Annotated in this window: 1 protein-coding gene; it reads right to left on the reverse strand. The window is 62.8% G+C overall.

What is annotated here, in order from left to right; all coding sequences use genetic code 11:
• The coding region (locus GO707_RS11870) for a hypothetical protein (protein WP_157013092.1) at positions 1–517 on the reverse strand (517 nt) is incomplete at its 3' end.
• Positions 518–602 lie beyond the last annotated feature (85 nt).

The following is a 602-nucleotide window of genomic DNA, read 5'->3' on the forward strand; positions in this document are numbered from 1 at the left end:
GCGTTGCGGGCTCTGCCGGGGCCTCGGGCTGCGGCTCCGGCTCTGCGGTTACCGGGGTTTGATCGAGCAGCCAGGTAGCTTCGGTGGCGCCGTCGTTCCAGAACAAACGCTGCGAGGAGTAGCGGTCGTCGAACGTGAGCGTGCCGGAGGCCGTCTCTCCCGCGGGCACCGAGATGGTGTTGTTTGCGAACGTCGAGCTGACGGGAGGCATGCCGAACGAAAGAAGGCATTCGGTGGAAAGCTCTTGCGCGCTCGAGTGCGCCTTGACCTCGATCTGCACATTGAGCTGGTCGTTTGCGCGATCGATCGACTTCACGGCCACTTCGTAGTCGCGCCACACGGCCGATTCGCCAACCGAAAGCGACTTGAGTTTGGACGCGTCGGTAACGGTGTAGCCGCTGTTCGACGCGCTGGCGTTCGGATTCGGCAGGTTCGGTTCTTCGGCCTTCGAGCCGCATCCGGTCAGCGCGAGCGCAAGAACCGCGCAGGCGGCGGTCGCAATGATCTTCTTGTTCAAAGTGGATCCCTCCATACGGTGCGCGGGCGCGCGAACGCGACCCGATAGCGTTTGGGTAGTATCATACCAGTTCGGTCAACATGTG

The sequence above is a fragment of the Adlercreutzia rubneri genome (assembly GCF_009755265.1).
Taxonomy (GTDB): domain Bacteria; phylum Actinomycetota; class Coriobacteriia; order Coriobacteriales; family Eggerthellaceae; genus Adlercreutzia; species Adlercreutzia rubneri.